At 57.7% G+C, this 21,249-nt stretch carries 17 protein-coding genes and 3 pseudogenes; 10 read left to right on the top strand and 10 right to left on the bottom strand.

The genetic code is table 11. The features are described 5' to 3' along the window. Positions 1-8: 8 nt before the first annotated feature. Positions 9-638, bottom strand: a complete 630-nt coding sequence (locus P6U16_RS24585; protein WP_277704086.1) for an NAD(P)H-dependent oxidoreductase — start codon at positions 636-638, stop codon at positions 9-11. Between the two features lie 328 nt (positions 639-966). Between P6U16_RS24585 and P6U16_RS24590 the strand changes: the two are divergent. After that, positions 967-1,889: pseudogene (locus P6U16_RS24590) on the top strand (LysR family transcriptional regulator). A gap of 180 nt (positions 1,890-2,069) precedes the next feature. On the opposite strand, the gene P6U16_RS24595 reads toward P6U16_RS24590, so the two are convergent. Beyond that, entirely contained in the window at positions 2,070-2,753 is a 684-nt protein-coding gene (locus P6U16_RS24595) for an IS6 family transposase (RefSeq protein ID WP_277704087.1), read from the bottom strand. A gap of 631 nt (positions 2,754-3,384) precedes the next feature. On the opposite strand from P6U16_RS24595, the gene P6U16_RS24600 reads away from it, so the two are divergent. The 9 genes and pseudogenes from P6U16_RS24600 to P6U16_RS24640 all read left to right on the top strand — a co-directional run bounded on the left by P6U16_RS24600 (position 3,385) and on the right by P6U16_RS24640 (position 13,736). After that, positions 3,385-3,705, top strand: a complete 321-nt coding sequence (locus P6U16_RS24600) for a helix-turn-helix transcriptional regulator (RefSeq protein ID WP_277704088.1) — start codon at positions 3,385-3,387, stop codon at positions 3,703-3,705. A gap of 6 nt (positions 3,706-3,711) precedes the next feature. Continuing rightward, positions 3,712-4,959 carry a HipA domain-containing protein gene (locus P6U16_RS24605; RefSeq protein WP_277704816.1) on the top strand — a complete coding sequence of 416 codons (1,248 nt, stop codon included), beginning with the start codon at positions 3,712-3,714 and terminating at the stop codon, positions 4,957-4,959. After that, positions 4,956-5,468, top strand: a complete 513-nt coding sequence (locus tag P6U16_RS24610) for a hypothetical protein (protein WP_277704089.1) — start codon at positions 4,956-4,958, stop codon at positions 5,466-5,468. Before P6U16_RS24605 ends, P6U16_RS24610 begins: the two co-directional genes overlap by 4 nt. 17 nt (positions 5,469-5,485) lie before the next feature. Then, on the top strand, positions 5,486-5,989 hold the full coding sequence (locus P6U16_RS24615; RefSeq protein ID WP_277704090.1) for a hypothetical protein: 504 nt from the start codon (positions 5,486-5,488) through the stop codon (positions 5,987-5,989). 943 nt (positions 5,990-6,932) lie between these two features. Then, positions 6,933-9,455: a HAMP domain-containing methyl-accepting chemotaxis protein gene (locus P6U16_RS24620; RefSeq protein WP_277704091.1), complete on the top strand. Its 2,523-nt coding sequence runs from the start codon at positions 6,933-6,935 to the stop codon at positions 9,453-9,455. 6 nt (positions 9,456-9,461) lie between these two features. Beyond that, positions 9,462-9,557 (top strand): annotated as a pseudogene (locus P6U16_RS24625) (ATP-binding protein); the annotation flags it as partial. Between the two features lie 654 nt (positions 9,558-10,211). Next, positions 10,212-11,054 (top strand): DUF3800 domain-containing protein, encoded by an 843-nt coding sequence (locus tag P6U16_RS24630; protein WP_277704092.1) that lies wholly within the window; start codon positions 10,212-10,214, stop codon positions 11,052-11,054. Positions 11,055-11,439: 385 nt separating this feature from the next. Next, the gene (locus tag P6U16_RS24635; RefSeq protein ID WP_277704093.1) at positions 11,440-12,627 is read left to right on the top strand and encodes an MFS transporter; all 1,188 of its coding nucleotides are present in this window, start codon (positions 11,440-11,442) and stop codon (positions 12,625-12,627) included. Further along, on the top strand, positions 12,627-13,736 hold the full coding sequence (locus P6U16_RS24640) for a class II histone deacetylase (RefSeq protein WP_277704817.1): 1,110 nt from the start codon (positions 12,627-12,629) through the stop codon (positions 13,734-13,736). Before P6U16_RS24635 ends, P6U16_RS24640 begins: the two co-directional genes overlap by 1 nt. Before the next feature lie 231 nt (positions 13,737-13,967). Here P6U16_RS24640 and P6U16_RS24645 read toward each other — a convergent pair whose 3' ends face one another. The 8 genes and pseudogenes from P6U16_RS24645 to P6U16_RS24680 form a co-directional block, all read right to left on the bottom strand. Further along, complete coding sequence (locus P6U16_RS24645) at positions 13,968-15,095, bottom strand: helix-turn-helix transcriptional regulator (protein WP_277704094.1); 1,128 nt, start codon at positions 15,093-15,095, stop codon at positions 13,968-13,970. 344 nt (positions 15,096-15,439) lie between these two features. Next, the gene (locus tag P6U16_RS24650; RefSeq protein ID WP_277704095.1) at positions 15,440-16,930 is read right to left on the bottom strand and encodes an aldehyde dehydrogenase family protein; all 1,491 of its coding nucleotides are present in this window, start codon (positions 16,928-16,930) and stop codon (positions 15,440-15,442) included. 5 nt (positions 16,931-16,935) lie between these two features. After that, positions 16,936-17,637: an HAD-IA family hydrolase gene (locus P6U16_RS24655; protein ID WP_277704096.1), complete on the bottom strand. Its 702-nt coding sequence runs from the start codon at positions 17,635-17,637 to the stop codon at positions 16,936-16,938. A gap of 2 nt (positions 17,638-17,639) precedes the next feature. Further along, a complete protein-coding gene (locus tag P6U16_RS24660) occupies positions 17,640-18,503 on the bottom strand; it encodes a hypothetical protein (protein ID WP_277704097.1) in 864 nt (287 codons plus the stop codon). Positions 18,504-18,512: 9 nt separating this feature from the next. After that, a complete protein-coding gene (locus tag P6U16_RS24665; RefSeq protein ID WP_277704098.1) occupies positions 18,513-19,325 on the bottom strand; it encodes a thiamine pyrophosphate-dependent enzyme in 813 nt (270 codons plus the stop codon). A gap of 98 nt (positions 19,326-19,423) precedes the next feature. Next, positions 19,424-20,122 (bottom strand): annotated as a pseudogene (locus P6U16_RS24670) (thiamine pyrophosphate-binding protein); the annotation flags it as partial. A 2-nt stretch (positions 20,123-20,124) separates the two neighbouring features. Further along, positions 20,125-20,778 carry a histidinol-phosphate transaminase gene (locus tag P6U16_RS24675; RefSeq protein WP_277704099.1) on the bottom strand — a complete coding sequence of 218 codons (654 nt, stop codon included), beginning with the start codon at positions 20,776-20,778 and terminating at the stop codon, positions 20,125-20,127. Next, positions 20,748-21,191 carry an aminotransferase class I/II-fold pyridoxal phosphate-dependent enzyme gene (locus P6U16_RS24680; RefSeq protein ID WP_277704100.1) on the bottom strand — a complete coding sequence of 148 codons (444 nt, stop codon included), beginning with the start codon at positions 21,189-21,191 and terminating at the stop codon, positions 20,748-20,750. Before P6U16_RS24680 ends, P6U16_RS24675 begins: the two co-directional genes overlap by 31 nt. Positions 21,192-21,249: the final 58 nt, after the last annotated feature.

Consider the following 21,249-nt stretch of genomic DNA (forward strand, 5'->3'; position numbering starts at 1 on the left):
CCCCGGGATCACATCGCTGCGGCGTTGGCTGGCGCGCGGGTGGCGGCAGCTTCGACCGTGGCACCCAAGGCATCGACTGCGGTTTCGCCGACGCCGCCCGCGACGCTCCGGCCGGCCAGCGTGATGTTGACGTCCGAAATCCCGATCCACCCCAGCACCTGGGTCAGATACCCGCTGGCAAGGTTGTAGCCCGCGACCGGCGAGCCTGGCGTGAAATCACCGCCGGTGGCCAGGATGATGTCGGCCCGCTTGCCGGACAGAAGGCCCTTATTGTCGGTGCCCACCGTCACCCCGACCCGCACGATCTGGTCGATCCAGGCCTTGAGTGCCGCCGGGATCGAGAAGTTGAACATCGGCGTCGCGATTAGCACGTGGTCGGCTGACTTCAGTTCCGCGACCAGGTCATCCGACACTTTGATGGCCGCCGTCATTTCGGCTGTGTGCGTGTCAGCCGGCATGAAGGCCCCGCCGATCCAGGCGACATCCACCAGCGGAACCGGCGCCTTGGCCAGGTCACGGGTGATGACCCTGCCTTGCGGATTGGCAGCCATCCAGGCCGCAACGAAGCGTTCGGTCAGCTTGCGCGAGGTTGAATAATCAAAACGCGGGCTGACTTCGATGACGAGAAGGGTGGGCATGAGGGTAGTCCTTTTTGAAAGGGGGAGAGGCGTCTGGGAAACGGGGCCGCCTGCGGTCGGGCGGAGCCGGTTGGCAATCCGCGCAATCCAGCTTCCCGACCCGGTTTTCGGGCTGTGTGGCATGGTCAATTCTTTCCTGATGACCGGCACCGACACGGGCACGGGCACGGCCTGACGATAGGCTTGATAAGAGACTCTGTTCGGTCCAGGGCGGCTGCAAACTCAAGAAGGTTGCCATCCCCAGATGGTGACCGATATTTAGGTCGCTTGATTGCATCAGTAAACTGACGTAACTTCGCTTCTATACATCTAATGATTGGATGGGAATTTGCTGGACAGCGTCACCATCAACCAGTTGCGCACCTTCGTGGCCGTTTGCGAAGAAGGCAGCTTTTCGGGTGCCGCCAAGAAACTTATGCGGGCGCAGTCCGCCGTCAGTCATGCCATCTCTGCGCTGGAGCAGGCGCTTGATGTCGCGCTTTTCGATCGGGATGCGCGCCGCGCCGAACTCAGCGCTGCTGGGCGCAACCTTCTGCCCGACGCGCGATCGGTCATCGCCCGCACTGAAGAGATGAAGACCCGCGCCAGTGCCATCGCGCGGTTCGGCGCACCGCAGCTGTCGATTGCGGCGGACGTCTATTTTCCCCGGCCGCATCTGATTGCCTGCCTTCAGTCTTTGCAGACCCTCTCGCCCATGGTGGCAGTCAGCCTGCGGATGACGACGATGCAGGGCGGCGAGGCGCTGGTCCTCGACGGCGTCTGCTCCATGGCCATTTCCATCGCCGACGTGCCAGAGTTGAACCCTGACGCCATCGAACGGCACTGGCTGGGAGAGACGTCGATGGTCACAGTCTGCGCCCCGACCCACCCCTGGCCGCAGCACGCTCACCAGTTCCAACCGACGAATTCAGCCGGCATGTGCAGCTTGTCGTCACCGACAACCGCCCGAACGCCGACAAGACCGAAGTGGCCGTGGTCGGAGAGCGCAAGTGGCATGTCAACGACCTGAGCGCCAAGCATGACTTTTTGACCGCGGGCCTCGGCTGGGGCCACATGCCGCGCGATCTGGTCACGGGCGATCTGGCGGCCGGCACCCTTGTCGCCATTCAGCGCCATGCCTGGCACATCCGTCCGTTGACCTTCATGCTCTCACAACGCCGGGGGCAACGGCTGCAGGACGCGGAGGCGACCTTGCGCGATCTACTTGCAGATTGGGAAATGGAGCAAGACCCGGAAAACCCGATCACTTAGGCCCCGACGCCAGAAACTCCAGCAACTGATTCGCCCTTCTGCCGATGATTGCGTCATTCCTGACGGAATCCGTCGGCATGTTTTAACGCGGTGCAGCAAACCTAGCTCAAGCTTCAGGACCGTCCGGGGTTCTGTCGCAAACTTTTGGAGGGTTGCAGAAACAGCTATCGCTGGACGCAGTCAGGCTGCGAGCGCTGCGAATTGCTGAAATGCGGATTGGCCATTGCTTGGAAATTGCCGCTTGCGGATCATATGCGCTACTTCGATGCCATCCAATGTTGCCGACGCACACTTGAAAGATTTGAAGCCTTTCATGGGCCGGGTCAGCTTCTTGATGAAACGATGATCTTGCTCAATTATGTTGTTGAGGTATTTGACCTGCAGGATTTCGATCAGCCAGAACCACCCCTGCCGTAGCAGCAGCCAGTTCATGTTTTGCAATCCTGCAAGATTGGCGCCACTCTTGTCGATGACAACCTTTTCGGGCCAACCACTGTTCTTGATCGCGTGGGCGAAGAAATTACTGGCGGCGGCTTCATCTCGGTGTTCAGACAGCATGAAATCAAGGGTTTTGCCGAATTTATCGACGGCACGGTAGAAATAGCACCATTTGCCTTTGACCTGAATATAAGTCTCGTCCATACGCCAGGAACTGCTGGTTGGGGATTTCCGACGATGAGCTTCACAGGCAATCAGCGGCGAATAGTTTACCACCCATCTGTTCAGCGTCGCGTGGTCAACGGCAACACCACGCTCGGCCATGATCTCTTCCAGATCGCGATAGGAGACCGCATATCTGACGTAGAAAAACACCGCGTATAAAATCACGTCTTTCGGATGGTGACTGCCTTTGAAATCGACCATGATCGCGAAACTGAACCTACCTGCACATCTTCAACACTGATCTATGGCATGATCAACCGGGTTGCAAACGACCCAAAAAGTTTGCGACAGAACCCTGTGATGTCATTAGCTGCAACCGCTGGTGATCCCGGCTCCAGCGACTGTATCTTCTAGACCGTGGTGACCTCGCTGACATTGGGCGTTGGAACAGAGAGGCGCTAAGCTCCACAAGTAGCTGACGTGCGCACCGAAATGGGAGTTTAGGTGATGTGGCGCGGACCTGCTTTAGGCTCGGCTTGTTGTCGTGAAATGCTCTGACGCTGTTTCGCGCGGTCTAAGGATCTCATTCCGGCAGAGTTGACGGAGCCCGCGGAACAACTGAAGCTCAAACGGGCGCGACACTCGCACAACTAACGAGGCGACACAGCGCATGCAGCAGCTACTGACGCTGCGCTGCCGAAGGCGATAAAATCTGGGGCTGTGAATGCCATCTCAAAAATTCGCTTGGAGACTACTGGATGATCGTGGCGACCGGCCACGACCATAGCCCGAATGTCTTCCAAGCTCTTCGGTGATGTCCCTGAACGTTTCTCTAGAATAATTGTGAACTTCGTGCTACACATTCGGCCAATCCGTAGTGCGAAGGTGACAAATGCCAACACCTCATAATCCTTCAGCCGCTGTGCGGCGCGCGCTGCGCAAACTGGGCGCAGACATACACGACGCTCGCCGGCGTCGTCGCCTGCCTATGGCTGTAGTGGCTGAGCGCGCCTTTACCTCACGCTCAACGCTGCAGAAGATTGAAGCCGGGGACACTAACGTCAGCATCGGCATCTATGCAGGTGTTTTACAGGCGCTTGGCTTGCTAGAGGGTCTGAGCGAGGTCGCGGACATTAGCAACGACAGCGTCGGTCAGTCGCTCGCCAGCGCGGAACTACCTAAGCATGCGCACCCAAAACGATCACGGGGATAGTGCATGATGGCTGATTTCGAAGTTCATATTGCCCTACACAGCCGCACTCGTCCGATCGGGCTGGCGCGGAGTAATCGTGTACGGGGTGCCGAGACGATCATGTTTGAGTATGACCGGGGCTGGCTTGACGACCCCGACCGCTTCTCGTTAGAGCCCGCGCTAGCTCTCACCCGAGGCGCTTTCGCGCCGCCAGCCGGCCTTGCAACCTTTGGCTCTATCGGTGATTCCGCACCCGATACCTGGGGCCGACGCCTCATGCAACGTTCGGAGCGGCGCATCGCTCAGCGCGACGGCCGGGCCGTTCGCACGCTGGCCGAAAGCGACTATCTGCTTGGCGTCGCCGACGAGACACGGCTTGGCGCGCTTCGCTTTCGCTGGGTCGGCGACGAGAAATTCCAGGCGCCGATCCGCGCCGGCATCCCTGCCCTTATCGAACTCGGCCGCCTGCTGCAGATCACGGAACGCGTCCTGCGCGATGAAGATACCGACGAAGACCTACAACTTATCTTCGCACCTGGGTCGTCGCTTGGTGGAGCGCGACCGAAGGCTTCTGTCATCGATCAGCATGGCCATCTCTCGATTGCCAAGTTCCCCAAGGAAACGGACGACTACAGCATGGAGACATGGGAGGAGATTGCGCTGCGACTGGCCGAACAAAGCGGCATCGTTACGCCCCTCCACGAACTCATCGACGTCGCGGGAAAGAAAGTCATGCTCTCCCGTCGCTTCGACCGCGACGGTGCTGTCCGCATCCCCTTTCTTTCGGCGATGGCGATGATGGGCGCAAAGGACGGCGAGCGCGGCAGCTACCCTGAGATCGTAGACGCCTTGGCCGAACACGGCGCGCAGGGAAAAACAGATGCACACGCGCTTTATCGCCGCGTCGCCTTCAATGTGCTGATCTCCAACGTCGACGATCACCTGCGAAATCATGGTTTTCTTTGGCTCGGCAAATCCGGTTGGTCTTTGTCGCCTGCCTATGACCTCAATCCCATGCCGACGGACGTCAAACCGCGGGTGCTGACGACAAACATCGATCTTGACGAAGGCACGTGCTCGCTTGACCTGCTCGAAGAAGCGGCTGGTTTCTTCGCCCTCACGCTCTCCCAGGCCCGTTCGATCATTAAGGAAGTGGCTATCTCGACTGCGACATGGCGGGAGACAGCAAAAACGGTCGGTGCTCGGTCCGCTGAAATCAACCGTATGGCCAGTGCGTTCGAGCACGATGATTTGCAACGAGCGCTAGCCCTATGACGAGAACTTTCCTTTATAGTTTCGATCCGCCCTCCGCCAACCCGATCACCGGCGCGACCGTAGACCTCGACCTAGCGGACATTGAGGATGCCGCCATTCGCGAGGTGCTTCAAACGCCGGGCGCAGGGTATGGCGCGTGGTCTATTCTCGACGCGCTCCTTGTCCCGACCGGCATTGGGACGCCCTTTATCTTCCGCGCACCGCTCGGCCAGGCTCGAGAGGTAAAGGTCGCTCTATCGGGGCTTTTCGGCCACTTCGTCGCGCGCGCCTATTTTGAGCGCTACTTCAACCTCTCGATCTTTGCGCATCTCGGCAGTCAAACAATAGACCTGGATCGGCGGCGGAAGATCAGAGTCACGCGTCTATCGCGAGGAGATCTACCGGATTGGATTGCGTGTGCGTCGGATTTGTCGTCGCTCACTGTCGCTGAAGCCAAGGGGTGTCACGATCCCGGGGGCCGGCAAAAGCTCTCGCGCGGGCTTGGACGCAAGCCAGCCGTATCGACGTGATCGCCCAGGGACGTAAGGTGACTGTCAAAGGTATCGCGATCGCCACGCGATGGGCACGGCCGTCGCTGGTCCCGGAAGACCCTCACCTTTCGGTCAAGGACCCACTTGACGAGGGCGAGCCCATCGAGCCAGAAGAGAAGGATGCCCTTTTTATCGGCATGCTTCGGCACCATATCGCCAACCTTATCCGGCCGCTTGGCCACACCGTGCTGGCGAACGCCCTCCACGCGCTCACACAGCAACGGTTCCCGCGCAGGCTTCAAGGCGATCGTGATTTCGCCCGAGCTGCGCTGGATGCGGCACCTGTAGGGGAAATCGACAAGGCGGCTGGAATGGATGGGCTGAATGGCGGGATCGTTACCCGTGCCGGCCCGGTAACTGACGCGGGCGTCACGGCAGGCGATCAGGAGGCGCTCGCGCGCCTCAATCTCGGGCCGGTATTTGTCGGCATTGAACGCGAACTGATCGAAGCCCCCATCGAGGCCGACCCGCAGCCTGAAGCAGTCGGTCAGTCCCGATGAGTTTGCGCGTCCTGATCGCGCGGGCGGTTGGGTCGTACCTCTGGGCGAAGAGCGACACATGATTGGCGGAACCTGACGCAGCCCGGGGATGGACAAAAGCAGGCATCGGAAAGAATTGGGGAGCGAAGACATGGATGCACACGCCGATCTTTTCGTTGGAGGGCGAGCTCCTTGCTAAAATGGTCCGAATTCAAACGGGCGTCCGATGTCGTCCTTGCCGTCTGACCGTCTGGCCGTCTTACCGTCCGCTCTATGAGCGCTGGTATATGCAGGAGCTTATCGAGAACTATCTTTCTCTGGTTTGGCGCGAGCGCATGGTGCCGGGAGAAGACGACAGTGTGCGGTGTTGTTTTGCATTTAATCGTGAGATTCCAGTCCTAACAGTTTCAACAAGATAGCCCGGCACTTAATTTGAGACTTGGCATTTAATTTGAGATTCTGGCTTAACTTTTTGGCACTTAATATGCGATTCGCCGCCGGGAAAAGACGGTGGCCTACGGCCAAGCTTCCATCAGAAAATTTCCTATATTACAGATGGTTATCGCCGAACCGGAAGGCGTCAGGCGCGGAAAATCACACCGAATAATCTCAAATTAGGTGCCATCACCAGCCGGAACGGGCGCATTCTTACAATTAAATGCCAAACGACAACGGCATGTTATAGGGCATGTACAATCATAAAGGGTATTACTACCGGGTTGCCGTGCGTGCCTTGCTCTGCCGATTGGTAGTCGGAGCATTTCAAAGAGGCCCGTCCCGCCAACACCACGGCACAAATACCTCCAAAGCCGGACGGTACGTCAGCTGAGTCCACTAGTTTTAGGCGAACGTTAAGTATGTGATGCGATTGTTGTTGCTTGCCTAGGCATGCCCGCACCCGAGCCCGTCTTTGCGACCGAAGCGGACATTAATTTCAAAATGCTGAATTTGTGGGAAAAAGACCGTGATTGACAAGATTATGTCCCGCTTCAAGATCCAGACAAAGGTTGTCCTTCTGGTCCTGCCTTTTGTGATCAGCATTTCTGCCGTCGGATTAAGCGGGCTCTATGCTTCCGGCCTACTTCAGGGCCGAATGGAAATCTCCAATAGCGTGCTGCAGTCATTGTCCGGCTTCAAACATGTATTCACGGGAATGAGTGATTTCCTGATGGCGCCGACCCAGCAAAATCACGACCGCGCCGCGAAGTTTGCGGAGGAACAACTTAACCTGCTCAAGGCAACGACGGAAGAACTGCGCAAGGAAACCGATGTTGCCTTGCTCGACAAGGCGGTTGTTGAATCCCAAACAATTTCTGAGAATATCGAGACGATCTGGGTTTTACAAAAACAACAGGAAGCTGTTCTTGTCGATGTCGCAAACGCGCAGGCCGCGCTGCTGGATAAGCAAGGAGAGACTGGCAAGCGTTCATTTAAGCTGATTGCCGCCGCCAAGAGGATGGAGAAGGCCGCGAAAAAAGGCCTGACCAATGCCATGGACCTCGATAACGCATCCGTTCTACTCGATGCCATGGCGTCCGATCATGAAAATGCCCAAACACTTCAAGACAAGTTCAAGGCATTTGAGAAATACAGCCCCGATCTTGAAAAATCAGTCAGCAAAGTTCTGGCGTCACTTCCAACCGAGAAACAGCCTGACGGCAAGAAATTTGAAGAACTGGCAAAAAATCTGATTGCCCAGGTCAAAGCCAAGGACATGAGCGAAGCCGCGATGAGCCTGGCAAATAAAACGCTCGACAACCTCAGTCCGTTTGCGACAGTGTTCAAGCGGGTTAGCGGGGAGTTGATGCGCCAGTCGATCCTCAATCTAGCGGCTGCCGATATCGAAATATCGAATGCCGAAGGCGTCGCCAACAAGCTTCGCGCGATCGTCGGCAACAACAACGAAATTCGGGTTGTCTTTGCCGAACTTGCCGGAAACCCCTCCGAAGAGGCTGTGAAAAAGGTCGCGCGGGCACTGTATATGTATGCGACCGAAGTGGCCCGTCTCTCGCAGGCGGTGAAGAGCGACCAGTTCTTCACCGAGTTGCCGGCGATGATGAAACCGATCCTTGATGGCCTTGAAAAGGCGGCCGTGGCGCTTTCCGGCAATTCGATGCAGAAGACAACGGAATTCGTGACGGCCTCCAAGCAGATCGAAGAGACTTGGCAATTGTTGTCGACGTTCGGCGAAACGCAGAAAGCCAACGCGCGCGTTGAACGCGATGGCGCCAATCGCATCTCCATCGGCGCCGTCCTTCTTGGCATTTTCATTGCCATGGCTGCCGGTGCGGCCCTGGTCTTCACGCTGAAGGGGCCGATTGGGCAGATCACGTTGGCGATGCGACGATTGGCGGATGGTAGACTGGACACGTCGATTTCGGGTGACCGTCGCCCCGACGAAATCGGTGACATGGCTCGGGCCCTGGCCGTATTCAAGGACAATGCGCTGGCCAAAGTGACAATGGAGGAGGAGACCGAACAGGTAAGGTTGGCGACCGAGGATGAGCGCAGCCGCAACGAGGCCGAAAAGCAGGAAAACGCCTTGCACGTGCAGTTCGCCGTTGATTCGCTCGCACGTGGTCTCGGCAATCTCGCCCGAGGCGACCTCCGTTTCACAATCGACACGCCGTTTGCAAGCGACCTCGATCAATTGCGGAACGACTTCAACAGTTCTGTTGCCGGCCTTCGGGATACGCTTTCGCAGATTCGCAATGCGTCTGGCCTGATCCAGGAAAACGGCCGTCAGGTGGCGGACGCCGCCGACGATCTCGCAAAGCGCACCGAGCAACAAGCCGCCTCGCTGGAGGAAACTGCAGCGGCCGTCGGGGAAATCACAGCGGCCACCAAGACGGCGTCGGCCCGGGCAGGCGAAACCAAAGGCATCGTCGCAACCGCGAAGCGCAATGCCGACAACTCATCCGGCATCGTCCAAAATGCAATCTCGGCAATGAGCCGGATCAAGGGTTCCTCCGACAAGATCAGCCAGATCATCGACGTTATCGACGGGATCGCCTTCCAAACCAACCTTTTGGCACTGAACGCCGGCGTCGAAGCCGCGCGTGCTGGCGAAGCGGGCAAGGGCTTCGCCGTGGTGGCCCAGGAGGTACGTGAACTTGCCCAGCGTTCGGCGAAGGCGGCAAAAGAAATCGGCGGGCTGATTGCCAACTCCGCCGAAGAAGTATCGACCGGATCGCGTTACGTCGAGGAGACGGGCAATGCGCTGATCGAGATCTCCCGCCAGATCGTCGGTATTACGGGTCATATCGACCTGATTGCCAACTCGGCCAGCGAGCAGTCTTTGTCGCTGCAGGAAGTCAACTCGACCGTCAACCAGATGGATCAGATGACCCAACGCAATGCGGCTATGGTCGAGGAAACCAATGCCGCCACGCGACAGCTTTCCGAAGAGGCCGACCTATTGATGGAACTGGTGGGGCGCTTCGCGCTCGACGCCCATCCGGGGCAGCCAGGCCGCCGCGCGGCATAGAAACTAGGACGCGGTACTGGCAAAACGCATGTCGCGACCGCCCTCGGCATCCAGGCGATCGAGCATCATCGTCGAAAAGTCCGCTTCTTCTCAACCATCGAATGCCGCTTAGTAGAAAGCGATGTGGTGTCGCGCGCCTTGAACAGATACGAACCTACGACACGTTTGTTCAGAAAGCTAAACTACTGAAAAATCGCGTTTGATACAGAAAGTCCGACTATGGGATCAAGTGCATGCAGTGCGATGCGAGATAGGCAAACTGCAGAGATGTCGACATCAAACGGACACCGGCTTGGTTTCGCTTCGTCCAGAACATCCAGGATGTTGCCTATCCAATCCCAGAGCCCGACCACCGTTGGGTCGCGTTGTATATCTGCTCGTTCGGGAGCGGGTTGATCGACGGCGATCCGGGGCCGGACCAGGAACCCATCCATCAAGCGCGGGATGGGACGCATTAATAGATCCGGCTGCGACGAATAACGATCATGCTGATGCGCATCTTATCGCCATCCTCGGCACCTGATGCTATCTTCTTTTCGGTCCGGTCATCAGGTCAGAGTCGATGGCCACTACTGCTGAGACGGGTCACATACGACGTGAAGCCGCGAACGCCGGACTTAGGCGATTGCGAACCATGCGGAGCCGCCCTTGAAAAGCCGACAAGCAACCGATATATATCGGTCATAGTCGAGAGCGCTGATCCGTCGGTGCGTTGAACGATTGTTTCACTCGGCTTACCTAATTGGAGCGGACCGCATGCGGTCCGCTTTTTCGTTTCAGGGGGATTCGTTGCATCTATTATATCTTGACGAGTCTGGTCACTCGCATGATCCAAGCTCCGACTTCTTTGTCCTTGCCGGCTTTAGCATATTCGAGCGTCAAACACATTGGCTGGAAGCCCAGATAGACCCTGTGGCGGCGCGCTTCAGCTCTACCAATCCTCGAGAAATTGAGTTCCACGGAAATCCGATGCGCTCGGGCAACGGTACCTGGAAAGGTGTGCCTCCCCACGACAGAGTTCAAGCCGTTGTCGATATCTTATCGCTACTGGACGACAAGCAGTTGCAGTTGAAGGTCTACGCCTGCGTCATCGAAAAGAAGCTCCTCTCTCCGAACGATATTCTGGCTCGGAGCTTCGAGGAGGTGGCTTCGTGTTTTGATGGCTATCTGAAGACGCTTTATAAGAAGAAGAACCCCCAGCGCGGCTTGGTCATCCTCGACAAAAGCAACTATGAGGAGAAAATCCAAACCCTCTCTCATGTGTTTAAGCACGTCGGGCATGCCAACGGCCAACTTCGCAACTTTGCCGAAGTCCCGCTTTTTCTGGATTCAAAGGCATCGCGCCTGATTCAGATGGCGGATTTGATCGCCTACTGGATTTTCCGTCGTTTTCAGTCAGGCGACCAGCGTGGCTACGACCTCATAAAGCCCTACTTTGCCCGGTATGGCATCGGGCCAGTCTCAGGTCTGCGCTGTCATGTCTCGCCGGAGACAGAGGCGCGCCTCGCTTCGCTTCCAGTTCCAGCTCACCCGTTCCCCAATGCAACGCCGAAAGGTATTGCCGCCGACGTACCCCAAATTTCCCCGCTTGAAGATTGACACGGTGTCAGACGAGCGCGCACCCGTTCCGTCATGCTCGGCTTCAGATGTTAGTGAAAATTCCTGCTCTTGATCTTCAGCTTATCGATATGAAGATTGGGTGTTTATCCGGGCCCGATTGCACGGAGCCCGCTTCGAGAGCGCTAAAACTAGCCTTTTGTGGGGTAAGCATATTTATGGAACTAGCCCACCTGCCGGCTTGAAAATTCTCCGCAGCATTTCAAGCACGACCTGCGCATCGTTCATCTGAACGACTATGCGGCGGCGATTTTGCTCCCGACACTGAGTGCAAGCCTCCGGAACAGAGAGGTGTCGATATACATCGACCAACAGAGGGATCAACATCGATGACAAACCCAGAGCAATTCGGGATCGAGGCGCGGTCATGACCATGACATCCGCCTCGACCCTTCCCACCACCTTTCCGAAACTTACTCTGATCGCGCTTGTGGCTTTCGCCGCGATCACACCGTTGGCCCTGCTGGTTGCCCCTGCCCTTGCTGCCCAGCTCGGTATAGAGCTCGGCATCGGGCCGTCGGAGATCGGCACCTATTTCTTCGTCGAGAATGGCGCCTTCAGCGCCGCCTCACTGCTGTCGCTGTTCTGGCTGGGCCGTGCCAATGTCCGCATCGTCGGCATCATTGCTCTCGCCGTGTTCATTTCAGGCAACCTCGCGACCCCGCTCGTTCTACCGGACTACACCAGCCTGCTGCTCATCCGCGCTTTCACCGGTCTCGGCGGTGGAACCCTGATGGTCTTGTCGATGGTCAGCGGGCAGGATGCCAAGAACCCCGACCGGGTGTTCGGCTACTGGGTGGTAGGTCAACTCGTCGCTGGCGCGGCGGGCCTGTTCTTGCTGCCCTTTCTTTTCGCGAACTTTGGACTGAAGTCGTTCTACATCGCACTCGGCGGTCTCGCTCTGCTGCTTTCGCCTCTCTACAAGGGCCTTTTGGCGCCAAGGATATCAGAGGCCGCAATAACAAGATCTGCGGCAGGAAGGGGCTTCGTCGTGCTCGCAATCCTCACGGTCGCTTCGATCCTCACCTTCTATATCGCGATTGGCGGTGTCTGGACCTTTGCCAGCATGGCCGCAACCCAAGCCGGGTTCGCCAGTGAAAGCACGGGCGGCATTCTTGCCATCGCCTCGCTCTTCGGCATTACCGGCGCAATAATCGCCACCTGGCTCGGCGGACGCTCCGCACGGCTGGCCATGCTGCTGGTGGGCTACGCGGTCCTCATATTCTCGGTCGCTGCGCTCGCGATCTTCACAAACGGAACGGCCTATGTCGTAGCGATTTGCGCCTTCAAGGTCGCCTGGACGTTCGTACTACCCTTCATAATCGCCGAAGTGGCGGCGCGCGATCCATCCGGCAGACTGCTCGCCTCGACCACGCTCGTAATCGGCACAGGGCTGTCGCTCGGGCCGCTCTTCGCGGGCTTGTTGCTCGGTGCCGCCTTTGGCCTTGGCACTGTGTTCATCGCGGCAGCAGCATGTGGAGTGCTCTCATTTGCCTGCCTGTTCCTGTCCCTGAAATCCAGGCGTGATCCTGTCTTGAACAAAGGAATGCAATGATGAAGACGACCGGATTTTTCACCGACGAAAGGACCTTCTGGCATACGGGCGGCGTCCAATCCCTGGTGCTCCCCGTAGGCGGTTGGATCCAACCGCCATCCGCAGCCGGCTTTGCCGAATCCCCTGACTCCAAGCGGCGGCTTCTCTCCCTCCTGCAAGTATCCGGCCTTGCGGCAAAGTTGGATGTGCGCTCCGCCGAGCCAGCGAGCCGGGAGGATCTGTTGAGGATTCACCCGGCGAGCTACCTCGATAAATTCAAGAGCGTCAGCGACACGACAGGCGGCGATCTCGGCGTCAACGCCCCTTTCGGCGTCGGCAGTTACGAGATCGCTGCGCTCTCGGCAGGCCTTGCCAAGGCAGCAGTCGATGCCGTCCTGTCCGGCTCGGTGCGCAGTGCCTTCTCGCTGTCGCGTCCGCCGGGCCATCACTGCCTGCCGGACACGCCGATGGGCTTTTGTCTATTCGCCAACATCCCAATTGCTATCCAGGCCGCGCGGGCAAAGCATGGCGTGGAGCGCGTCGCTGTTGTCGACTGGGACGTTCATCACGGCAACGGCACGCAAACAATTTTCTACGAGGACCCTAACACACTGACGATCTCGCTGCACCAGGACCGCTGCTTCCCGCCCGGCTACTCCGGCACCGAGGATCGTGGTGCCGGCAAGGGCGAAGGCGCCAACATCAACGTCCCGCTTCTTCCTGGCGGCGGTCATCAAGTCTACCTGCGTGCCTTCGAGCGCATCGTCATCCCAGCGCTGGAGGCTTTCAAGCCTGACTTGATTGTGGTGGCGAGCGGACTGGATGCTTCGGCGGTCGATCCCCTTGCTCGCATGAACCTGCATAGCGACAGCTTCCGAGCCATGACGACGAGCATCGCCGAAGCGGCCGGACGGCTCTGCAAGGGCCGGTTGGCGATCGTCCATGAAGGTGGATATTCAGAGACCTATGTTCCCTTCTGCGGCCATGCTGTGATCGAGGCACTATCGGGCGAGACGAGTGGCGTGGTCGACCCCCTGATGCCGATGGTGTTGCTCTGGCAGCCGGAGGAGCGGTTCGATGCCTTGCAGTTCGGGATTCTCGACGAAATGGCGAAAAAGCTGAAGCTCTAGAAAGTGACCAGTGTCGAGCTGGCGGCTTATGCTCCCGCAAGCCGCCAGCGGGAGATACGATCTCGCATGCTGCGGCTCATCGCTCTCGATTGCGGCTATTATGGGCAGTCTCAAATGATCCGGTGGCAACACCGGTACACGATGCATAGCAAGAACGCTCTGGCCGACGATCGTCGGTAGATTTCGGCAACGACCGCGAAAACATCCGCAGGGTCGACAGTTCAAATCCGATCAACTGGAAGTTTGTTGCCGAGCACCTACGCCGCCAACAAGCCGAGCCATCTGGGTTTTGTTGTGCACGCCAAGCTTTTTGTAAGCCGATCGCAGGTGGTGCCTGACGGTGGTGGGCGAAATGTCCATGCGGCGAGCGACCTCCTTGTAGGAAGCGCCGTTTGCGAAATGCTGGATCGTTTCGAGTTCGCGCGACCCCAGCCGATCGACCAGTGATCGGGGGCGCAGTTCCAGCACGAACAGGCCGGCGATCGGATTGATCTCGATCCGGTGGGTTGTGCACAGAAACGGCGTTTCAGGAAGGGACTGCAGGTGCTGGCAAATTACATTGGGCAGTCTCTGGCCATTCCAGCCGGGCCACGCGGCAGTAATGGTTTCGGCAAAGCCTGGATCTGCACGGTGGATGACGCCATACGCGTCGCAGATCGCACGGCGGGTCTCGGTCGACACTTCCTTGCCGAGGCGGAACAGTTGCATGGTGCGGTTGATGCGCATTGCGGCAGCGAGGTGTGGAATGAGCGCCTCGATCGTCGCAACTTCCTCGGCAGAAAATGGTCGATTCGGATCGAACCGGTAGATGGAAAGGAAACCGATCAGGCCGAAGCGCGTGTCGAGCGCGCAGGTCCGCATCAGGTGTTTCAGGCCGAATTTTTCTGCCCAGGTCCGGAAGACCGGGTCGACGTCGTCCTGTCTAATGTCGGTCACTGCTGCCTGGCCATAGACGAGATGCGTCAGGTCGGCGAGCGGATCGTGTTCGCGGATGGTCAGCCATTCGCGGTAGAAATTTTCTGGCAGATGATAGACAAAGCTGTTGTGGGTGACGGGTCTATTGTCTTCCTGCGTCGCCACGCCGGTCCAGCCAGCGTCAAAGGCCACGAGCTCTTCGAGCAATGAGAAGAAGCAGCGCTCGAAGCGGCCGACTTCCTCGCGCATGGCCGCCGCATAGAGATCGAGCAGGAAGACGCTTAGTTTCTGGCTCGGGTTGTGGAAGCCGGCGAGCGTTTTGGTGAAATCAAGTCGGCGTGCCGGATGGGCCGAGCCGGACATCGTTTCCAGTCGGACAGGTTCCGGAACCGTGCCCGGGTTCGCAACGGTCAACCTGGCCACCTCGCTCACGGCTTTTTCCATTGCAGGCTTCTCCTATCGACGGCAATCAAACCGACCGCCGGTGAAGCCGGCTCGCCAAAGGCCATCGACTATACTTGGCGTTCTCCTCGCGCTCTCCCACAGAAAGCCGGAACGATAATTTTCAATCATCAGCGCTGTTGTTCCCTGATTAGTTCCGATGAGTTCTGGAGCGACCCAGCCTTGCTCCGAGTCATCCTTGCAAAGGGCGGGCTGAAGCTGGCGGTGAAGCCATATGGGTGATCGTCGCGAAGACCGATCTTATGACAGTGGTGTAGCGCCGGCATCACGATCTCTGGTGCGAAGGGCAAAGAGACTGCCGTCGCCCTTGGCGACAATTTAAGCGTTCAGAGTTGTATCCATTTGGCCTTCAGGTTTTCGTATTTCTCGAATGCGTGCAGTGAGCGGTCCGAGCCGTTGCCCGATTGCCGGACGCCGCCAAGCGGAGTCGTTATATCCGCGCCGGAATAGCAATTGATCTGGACGACGCCAGATTTTATTCTGCTGGATACTCGGTGTGCCCTCGAAAGATCACGGGTCCAAAGTACCGACGAAAGACCAAAGACGGTTTCATTCGCAATGGCGACCGCCTCATCCTCCGAATCGAACGGCCTTGCAGCGAGCACCGGCCCGAAAATCTCCTGTTGAACAATATCCATGTCAGCAGTCACACTCGTCAGGATCGTAGGCTCGTGATAGAAGCCGCCGCCTTCGGCGTGAAGCTGGTGTCCGCCATAATAAACGACGGCACCTTGTTCGGCCGCGCGCGTTACCGCGGCTCCGGTTTTTGCGAGTTGAGCGGCATTGGCCAGCGCCCCTGTCGTAAAAGCCAGAGAAAGCGGGTCCCCGATCTTCATCGCGAGAGCCTCAGTCCGCACAATCTCCATGAAATCCTTATAGATGGACCGTTCGACAGCCAAGCGGGACGCCGCAACACATACCTGGCCATTGTTGCGGAAAATCGATGCCGCCGTTTCTTTCGCCGCCCGCTCGATATCCGGCGCATCGGCGAAGACCAAATTGGGAGACTTACCGCCGAGTTCGAGATACACGCGCTTCATGTTCGAACGTGCTGAGTAGTTTAGCAGTCGACGTCCCACCCCGCCGGAGCCGGTGAAAGCGAGCACATCCACATCCATATGCAGTCCAAGGGCCTCGCCCACGATGGAGCCGCGTCCGTTGACCGCATTCAAAACGCCAGAAGGCATACCGGCCTCAGCCGCAAGCTCGATCACCCGCAAGACCGAGAGGCTCGCTTCCTCCGAGGGTTTCACAACGACACTGTTTCCCGCAGCCAAGGCAGGTGCCCACTTCCAGCTTCCGATCATGAGTGGGAAGTTCCAGGGGATAATCACGCCAACCACCCCCACCGGCTCCCTGTGGATCAACGAAAGTACATCCTCGCGCGTGGGGGTGATCTCACCATTCCGCTTATCGATAGCTTCGGCATAGAACCGGATTGTCGCAGCAGCCGATTGCGGCTCGCCTTTGAGCGCCATACGAATGTCAGTGCCATTGTCCCGGACACCCAACACTGCAATCTCCAGTGCATTCCTGTCGATGAGATCCGCCCACGTAAGCAAAATCTTCTTACGCTCCGCCGGTGCCATGCGCGACCAGTGACCTGCCTCGAAGCTTCGCCGCGCGGCGGCCACCGCCCGGTTCATGTCTTCGCCGTCCGATGCCGCGAGAACCGTCAGTTGTTTCCCATCGATCGGGCTGATAACTGGCATCTCATCACCGCTTGCAGCGGCGACCGCTTTGTTATCGATGAAGTTCAGGCCAATCGGTGCCGGCAATTGCCGCAGTGCATCAATGGTGGACTGATTAAGGCTCATCTGTCTTACTCCTCACTGATCGGCTCAAGGACACCCGGCGCGCTAAAGGCTTTCGCAATACCCAACTCCTTCAGGGCGGCGTTAAAGGCATCCCTTGGACGCATGACATCGAGATGCAATGCCCGCAAGCCGACATCAAGCCCTCCACGGACATTGCGCATCTGGTCGTCGATGAACACACACTCGTCTGCCCTCATTCCCAGATCGCCAAGACACGCCTGATACGCTTTCGGGTCTGGCTTGAGAACGTGGGTGTAGGTGGCATCGCTGATGATGTCGAAATTCTTCAGTAACCTCAGCGACTGACGCAGCTCGACGCCGAAGAAAAGATCGAGCTCGTTGGAAAGGATAGCGAGCTTTTTCCCCTCCTCCTTCAATGCAAAGATCAGCGGCTCGATTTCCGGGCGAATGATTTCATGGGTATTCTGACCGCGCGCGCGCACGACAAACTGCGCCATTTCGGTCCAGGTTTCTCCCAAAAGCGAGCCTGTTTCGCGTGCGCGCGCCAACCAGTATTCGCGCTCAGTGATTTCGTCGCGCTGCATGGATTGCCAGAGCACATCACCTTCCGGATCGAAGGGCCCCATCCAAGTCAGACTGCCTGTCGGCAGGCCGAGGTTACGCTCGGAAAATCGGTGTGTTTCGAACATCGTCAACGTCACGACGCTGCCAAAATCGAGAATGAGAGCTTTTGCGTCCTCTACCATTTTCAATACTCCGCCCACGCATCCGCGGCCCGTGCCGCAGCCGAACCTTGGTACAGCATTTCGAGCACGTGATAGGCCGCCTGCACCTCATCCGCGCTTGGAGTCAGTTCCCTGACTTCGACCGGGCGATCGTAGGCGGACCCGTCGATTGCAAATTTCCGGTCAACATTCAGGATTTCGCTGTTTCGGAAGCTAAGCAGCCGATTGAAAACATCTATGTAAATGCCGGGGTCATATTCCCGATCCCTGTCAGGCACATCGGGCACACCATGCCAGCGGTTGTGCAGTTGCCGAGTCGCAAGCCATTCACCTTCTACAATGTGGATCGGGGCATCCTTGGTTTCCTGTTCGTTGCGTGGATTGGCGAAGGTTTTTGCACGCTGACCGGTGATGACCTTGCGCATTTCGCGCGTGGGGACAGGCACGAAGAACAATACCGCGTCCGACTTCAGCAAATTTTCAGCCGAGTCATCGGCTTGCTGCAAAAGCTCAACGAAGCGGCCGCCGACGACGGGCAACTCGCCAATTAGGATATCCTCCTGCGCCGAGTACTCTTCCACCCATCGTTCAACACCCCGACGAACCCAAAGGCCGACGGCCTTACGGATTCCCGGATGTGTCACATTATCCGTCTCGGGGTATTTTTTCAGCCAAGCGCCGGTTTCAAACACGCGGCGGGCGGAGTCCCATTGCATCGAATGAACTTTGCGCCCCGCCTGATGGGCAAGGATGGTAAGCTGCTGAAGAAGCAGACTTTTTCCGGAACTGGGCAGGCCAGCAACGAAGATCATCTTGCAGGATGATATAGCCTTCCGGAAACTGGAGCCAATCGGGTTGTCTGCGGGTACAATGCAACGGTCGCTCATGCTGGCTCCTTACTGGAACTGGTCAACACTCGGCATATCACCGACAGCTACTTCAATTACTGTCGGGACATCCGTCGTCGCAATCGCTCGGCGCAGGGCGAATCGCACCTCTTCAGGCGAACGCGTATGAATCGCCTGCGCGCCGAAGCTCTCCGACATGCGGCAGAAATCGGGATTGTGCAGATCCGTGGCGATGACCTGCCCGCCGTAATCATCGATTTGCATCTGTTGCACATTGCCGAAACGATTGTTGTTGAAGAGGAGGACGATCAGCGGGATTTTATGTTGGACGGCAGTGGCTAATTCCTGCACGGCGAACATGAAACCGCCGTCGCCGGTAACGGAAACCACAGGAACGTCTGGCTTAGCGACCTTGACACCGAGCGCCGTCGGGAAGCCATAACCCAACGTTCCCTGGTAACCTGTGGAGATGTAGGTTCGGGGCTTATAGACCGGGTAGACGATCCGGCTGGCAAAGCCGACCTGTGTCAACTCGTCGACGAAGATACCATCCTCGCCGATTTCTTCGCGGATGACCTCGAGATAGCTCAACTGCGGTTCCAGTACGGCAGAACGCCTCGCCCAAGCGGCTTTAACGTCCAGCAATTCCGCTTCGCGCGAGGTACGGATTAAGTTGTGGCGTTCGAGCCGCTCCAGCAAGATCGGCAGTGCCTGCTCCGCTCGAGCAGTTACCTCACATTTCGGCGTAAAGAATTTCCGGTGGCTGGTCGGATCGACGTCGATGCGGATGATATCAGGCTTGTGCGCGTTGATCCATTTGCGTGCCGGAACGCGCATGTTGCTGCCGATCGCCAGCACCACGTCAGCCTTTTCCAAAGCTCCTTGGCGGCCGGCTGGTGAAGCGACAAATAGCTCCGCGCGTCCATGACCCCCATGCCTGTGCGATAGCCGACAACGGGAGCCTGCAATGTTTCGGCCAACTGACGAACCAGTGCACTAGCCCCTTGAGCACCGCTCCCTACAAAAATCAGCGGCGAAACCGAGCCACCAAGGAGCTTGGCCGCTTCTTCGATCGCCTCTTCGTCGAGTGGCGGTTCATAGGAAGGCTGTACGTCGAAATTCGGGTTCGCCGGGGCCTTGCCCGCCATTACGTCCATCGGAATTTCAAGGCCGACGGGTCGCGGCCGCCCCGACTGCATCTGGCGGAAAGCTTCGGCAATCAAAACAGGGACTTCCGACGGGCTGTTCGCACGATCGGCCCATTTGGTCAGCGACCGCAGGATCGTGAGTTGATCGTTAATTTCGTGTAGCTCGCCCCAATCCTTCCCGATCGAGGCTGAATTGATCTGTCCGGTCAGGCACATCAACTTCGCATTCAGCGCGTAGGCTGTCGACATAGCCGCTGTCGCATTTAGAAGGCCTGGGCCTGGCACGACGTTGAAGACCGTCGGCATGTCGCTGGCCAGCGCGTGGCCGAGTCCCATATAGGCGGCACCCTGCTCATGTCGCGTATGTATAATGCGGAACTTTTCCCGATGGTCGTAAAATGCGTTATAGAGCCAATCATTCTGCACTCCAGGCAAGCCGAAGACGGTTTTCACCCCGAGCGTGTGCAGCGATAGAACTGCTGCCTCGCCGCCTGTCATAGTTTTCGTCATGCTTAACCCTCCAGGATCGTCGTGATTGCAGTCAAAAGATGTGTGTTGTCGTCCGGTGTACCGATGGTGACCCGGATATGATGCGGCAGGTAGAAGGCCGGACGCACCATGACACCGTGCTTGACCAACGCCGCCGTTAGCATTTCAGCGTCGTAGCCGTCAGGGCAGCGAAACATAACGAAGTTGGCTTGGCTTGGTGTGACCTCAAGGCCCAGTTCAGAGAGCTTTTCCGTAATCCGGCGACGCTCGATATGGTTGTTTTCGACCGTCCGGCTCAGATGGTCGGTATCTTCCAGTGCGGCCCGAGCCGCCTCCATGCCGGCGGTGCCAACGTGAAAGCTGCGCTTCAGCTTCTGTACCTTTGCTACAATCCGCGCCGGCGCTATGCCATAACCAAGACGCATTCCCGCAAGTCCGTAGGCCTTGGAAAAGCTGTGGATTATCACGATGTTCCGATCATCAAGAACATGCCGGATCGCGTCAGGAAGACCATGTTCCGTAGCAAATTGATAATAGACTTCGTCGTAGATCACAGTGACATGTTTGGGCAGTCCTTCGAGAATAGACGTCAACAAATCTTTGCCAAACCACGTTCCGGTTGGGTTGTTTGGATTACACAAATAGATCAGCCGTGTTTCATCCGTGACCGCTGACAAGATCGCATCCACGTCAAGGCGAAAGTTGGGCTCGATAAGGGAATCTTATCAATGGCGCATCCCTTGTTAGTAAGTGATTGCGAATAGGCGCCGAAGCACGGCGGGCATATTATCGCTCGCTCGCCGGTGAGGATGAGTGCGTCCTCAACGAGCGACAGGACCTCGACGCCGCTGTTGGCCGAGAAAAAGTGAGATGGTGCCAGACCCCGGCCGTGGAAGCCCGCAAGAGCATCGCATAGCTTGCTATCCGTGCGTTCCGGATAGAGATTAGATGAGCCGATGGCTGATTGCGCAGCGGCAACCGCCTTCGGCGAAGGACCAAAAGGGTTTTCGTTCGACGAGAGCTTTGTAATCGCCAGACCCTCGGCCAAACCCCTTACTTCGTCGATTGATAAACCAGCCTTATACTCCATAGCGGGACCTCTCAGGATACGAGCGTGTCGCAGGGCGAGATGGCAGCACGCGAACCTA

Source organism: Rhizobium sp. 32-5/1 (assembly GCF_029537235.1).
In the GTDB taxonomy this organism is placed as follows: Bacteria; Pseudomonadota; Alphaproteobacteria; order Rhizobiales; family Rhizobiaceae; genus Pararhizobium.

Coding starts and splice junctions, on each gene's coding strand:
- P6U16_RS24585 (WP_277704086.1), bottom strand. CDS start 638: ATGCCCACCCTTCTCGTCATCGAAGTCAGCCCGCGTTTTGATTATTCA.
- P6U16_RS24595 (WP_277704087.1), bottom strand. CDS start 2,753: ATGGTCGATTTCAAAGGCAGTCACCATCCGAAAGACGTGATTTTATAC.
- P6U16_RS24600 (WP_277704088.1), top strand. CDS start 3,385: ATGCCAACACCTCATAATCCTTCAGCCGCTGTGCGGCGCGCGCTGCGC.
- P6U16_RS24605 (WP_277704816.1), top strand. CDS start 3,712: ATGGCTGATTTCGAAGTTCATATTGCCCTACACAGCCGCACTCGTCCG.
- P6U16_RS24610 (WP_277704089.1), top strand. CDS start 4,956: ATGACGAGAACTTTCCTTTATAGTTTCGATCCGCCCTCCGCCAACCCG.
- P6U16_RS24630 (WP_277704092.1), top strand. CDS start 10,212: ATGCGGTCCGCTTTTTCGTTTCAGGGGGATTCGTTGCATCTATTATAT.
- P6U16_RS24635 (WP_277704093.1), top strand. CDS start 11,440: ATGACCATGACATCCGCCTCGACCCTTCCCACCACCTTTCCGAAACTT.
- P6U16_RS24640 (WP_277704817.1), top strand. CDS start 12,627: ATGAAGACGACCGGATTTTTCACCGACGAAAGGACCTTCTGGCATACG.
- P6U16_RS24645 (WP_277704094.1), bottom strand. CDS start 15,095: ATGGAAAAAGCCGTGAGCGAGGTGGCCAGGTTGACCGTTGCGAACCCG.
- P6U16_RS24650 (WP_277704095.1), bottom strand. CDS start 16,930: ATGAGCCTTAATCAGTCCACCATTGATGCACTGCGGCAATTGCCGGCA.
- P6U16_RS24655 (WP_277704096.1), bottom strand. CDS start 17,637: ATGGTAGAGGACGCAAAAGCTCTCATTCTCGATTTTGGCAGCGTCGTG.
- P6U16_RS24660 (WP_277704097.1), bottom strand. CDS start 18,503: ATGAGCGACCGTTGCATTGTACCCGCAGACAACCCGATTGGCTCCAGT.
- P6U16_RS24680 (WP_277704100.1), bottom strand. CDS start 21,191: ATGGAGTATAAGGCTGGTTTATCAATCGACGAAGTAAGGGGTTTGGCC.